The following is a 3,739-nucleotide window of genomic DNA, read 5'->3' on the forward strand; positions in this document are numbered from 1 at the left end:
ACGTCACACCTGATGTACGTGCAGGACGGGGACTCGGCGGCCTGGTACTCAACAGATGCCCGACCCCACCAGTGGACGGCCGGCTACACCCCCGACCAGGTGGACGAGCGTCCGCTGCTGCCGTACCGGGCCGGTGTGCGATGGGTGGGGGACGCCGCGCACGCCGGGCTGCCCGCCCCCGAGCTGGCCGTCCGGGAGACCCGCCAGACGCCGGACGGCGTCCGGGTCGTGGCCGAGCTGCGCTCGCAGCGGGACGCCGACGTGCTCGTGCTGCACACCATCGGGCCGGCGCTGGAGGTGGTCGCCCGGGCGAACGGCCGAGCGTCCCGACCGGTGCGGCCAACCGGTGACCTGCCGAACGAGATCCGGTTCTACGACCCGCCGGCCGATGGGGTGGTGCTGGAGTTGCTGCTGCCCCGCGAGCAGGCGATGACGGTCAGCGACTACACCGTCGGCCTGGCCGACGTCCCGGGAATGACGACGCGTCCCGCCGACCTGGTCAGGACGCCAGCCCACGATGGCGACCTGGTGGTCGTCGTCGGCCGGTAACAGGACGCCGTCGCAAGCTCCGGCCCCGGGCCATTGCGGCGTCCGGGATCGCCGCCTGTACTTTCGGCCAGATTCGTCCACGGCACGCGTTTTAACGCTTCATCTGACCTGTGAGACTGCTAAGTTCGCGCAATCCGTGCCGCCTTCGACTGGTGAGGGCGCACGGGGGTGACGGGCCGAGGTGGCCCGCGCCGGGCATCCGCCCATCACCCGTCCGGCCCTCGGGGTCGGACACAGCCACATGGGAGTAGCTGAATGATGAGCACAACAAGGCCGGGCGTGCGCCGCCTGGCCGGAATCGCCGTGGCGATTCCACTTCTACTGGGTCCAGGAGTGGTGGCCGCATCCGCCGCCCCCGAGGATCCGCAGCAGCCGGTGCTGGACGCCCGGGTGAAGTCGATCATCGAACACGAGGGTCTGGAGTTCAAGGACCTCAACGACAACGCAACGGTCGACCCGTACGAGGACTGGCGGCTACCGGTCGAGGAGCGGGTGGCCGACCTGGTGGGCCAGATGACCATCGAGGAGAAGTCGGGCCTGATGTTGATTCAGACCCTGAACTCGGGGTGCGAGGGCACCGTGGTCGACCCGGCCACCAACTACATCGAGAACCAGTACATGCACCGGTTCATCTTCCGCAACGTGGTGGACGCCACCCCGACCGCCTGTGGCGCCTCCGGCACCCCGGTGGTCACCCCGGCGCAGGCCGCCGAGTTCACCAACGGCGTCCAGGAGCTGACCGAGGCCACCCGGCTGGGTATCCCGTCGCTGTTCAAGTCGAACGCCCGCAACCACATCGACCACGACGCCCGCGTCGGGATCAATGAGGCCGCCGGCGCGTTCAGCGCCTTCCCGAAGGAGGCCGGCATCGCCTCGGCCGCCCTCGGCGACGACGACTACATGGGCGTGGTCGAGGACTTCGCCGGCGTGATGGGCGAGGAGTGGTCGTCCATCGGCCTGCGCGGCATGTACGGCTACATGGCCGACCTGTCCACCGATCCGCGCTGGTACCGCGTCCACGAGACCTTCACCGAGGACGCCGACCTGGGTGCCGACATCATGGGTCAGCTGGTGGAGACCCTGCAGGGCACTACGGTTGGTGACATCGAGCTCAGTCCCGACACCGACGTGGCGCTCACCATGAAGCACTTCCCGGGCGGTGGCCCGCAGGAACTCGGGCTGGACCCGCACTACGCCCACGGCAAGACGCAGGTTTACCCGGGTGACGGCTTCGAGTATGCGCTGAAGCCGTTCGAGGCGGCCATCGACCGCGGCGTCTCGGCGATCATGCCCTACTACGGCGCACCGATCGACGTGACCTACCAGGGCCGCACATTCCCCGAGACCGGTTTCGCCTTCTCCGACGACATCGTCAACTGGCTGCTGCGTGACCAGCTCGGCTTCCAGGGCTACGTCAACTCCGACACCGGCATCATCAACGACCGGGCCTGGGGTCTCGAGGACGCCACCGTCCCCGAGCGCGTCGCGGCTGCCATCAACGGCGGCACCGACACGCTGTCCGGCTTCGACAATGTCCAGACCATCCTCGACCTGCACACCAACAACCTCATCTCCGAGGAGCGCATCGACCTGGCGGCGGAGCGGCTGCTGACCCCGATGTTCCAGATGGGCCTGTTCGAGAACCCGTACGTCGACCCGGCCAACGCCACCCAGACCATCGGTAGCGACGCCAACCGCGCCATCGCCCAGGAGGTGCAGCGCAAGTCGGTCGTCCTGCTGCAGAACAGCGGCGTCCTGCCGTTGGAGGATGGCCAGACCGCGTTCGTGATGGGCCCGTACAACGAAACCCAGGTCGACGAGTTCGGCTTCGACGTCATCAACGGCAACACTGAGGGCGTCGGGGCGGCAGCGGACGCCGACGTCGCGGTCATCAATGTCACCGCCGCGACCGACCGTTCGGTGACCGGCGCCTACCGGTCGAACTTCGACGACACCGGCTGGTTCAACCCGGCGACCGGTACCTTCAGCGACACCGATGACCCCAGCACCACTGCCGACTTCTACGTGATCGGCGGCATGGACCCAGAGTACGGCGTCAATCCAGTGGTGATGGACGACATCCCCGGCCTCGACGGCAACAGTCCCTGGGGTGCGTCCGACCGCTGCATCCACGACGCCGAGGTCGTCAACGGTGTCAACCAGAACATCAACGTGCCCAACCCCACACCGAGCTGCACCGACAACGGTCTGCGCTTCGGCGGCGCGTTGCCGTGGGAGTCGAACGTCCTCGACTTCACCGGCATGGCTGACTCGCAGTCGTGGCGGATCACCCCGTCGCTGGCCGACATCCAGACCGTGATGGACACCGTGGGCGCCGAGAACGTGGTGCTGAGCGTCTACTTCCGCCAGCCGTACGTGCTGGATGACGCCAGTGGCCTGCAGGACGCCGGCGCGATCGTCGCCGGGTTCGGGGTCACCGACTCCGCGCTGTGGGACGTGCTGTCGGGCAATTTCGCCCCACAGGGCAGGATGCCGTTCGCGCTGGCCAACAACGTGACAGCCATCGAGACCCAGGCTCCGGACCTGCCCGGTTACGACGAGGCCGACACCCTGTTCCCGTTCGGCTTCGGCCTGACCTACGGGTTCAGCGACGTCACCCCGGATATCCAGTTCTACGACGAGATCATGTGGATGGCCGAGCGGGGTATCTCGACCGGGTACCCGGACGGCACCTTCCGGCCATGGAACGAGGTGAACCGGGACGCGATGGCCGCGTTCATGTACCGGTTGGCTGGTGAGCCGGACGTCACACTGCCGGCCGAGTCGCCGTTCAGCGACGTCGAGGAGGACAACCAGTTCTACAAAGAGATCGTCTGGATGTACCAGGCGGGCATCTCAACCGGTTGGGACGACGGCACCTACCGTCCGCTGGAGTCGGTCGACCGCGACGCGATGGCGGCGTTCATGTACCGGCTGGCGGACGAGCCGGAGTTCGACGCGCCGAGGCGGTCGCCGTTCACCGACGTGACCCCGCGGACGCAGTTCTACAAGGAGATCGCCTGGATGCACGACGCGGGCATCTCCACCGGCTGGCCCGACGGCACCTACCGGCCGTGGGATCCGGTCCACCGGGACGCCATGTCGGCCTTCATGTACCGCCTCGACCAGTACCTGCAGGACGCATAGCGAGTTCGTAGCCGACCAGCGGTGGCGCCTCCCCATTCCGGGG

At 67.7% G+C, this 3,739-nt stretch carries 2 protein-coding genes; both read left to right on the forward strand.

What is annotated here, in order from left to right; genetic code table 11:
• On the forward strand, positions 1-549 hold a 549-nt coding region (locus tag WBL05_RS12780), incomplete at its 5' end, for a hypothetical protein (protein ID WP_424226424.1).
• Positions 550-804: 255 nt separating this feature from the next.
• Complete coding sequence (locus WBL05_RS12785; protein WP_424226426.1) at positions 805-3,696, forward strand: glycoside hydrolase family 3 N-terminal domain-containing protein; 2,892 nt, start codon at positions 805-807, stop codon at positions 3,694-3,696.
• Positions 3,697-3,739: the final 43 nt, after the last annotated feature.

It is taken from the genome of Brooklawnia sp. (assembly GCF_049651565.1).
Taxonomy (GTDB): domain Bacteria; phylum Actinomycetota; class Actinomycetes; order Propionibacteriales; family Propionibacteriaceae; genus Brooklawnia.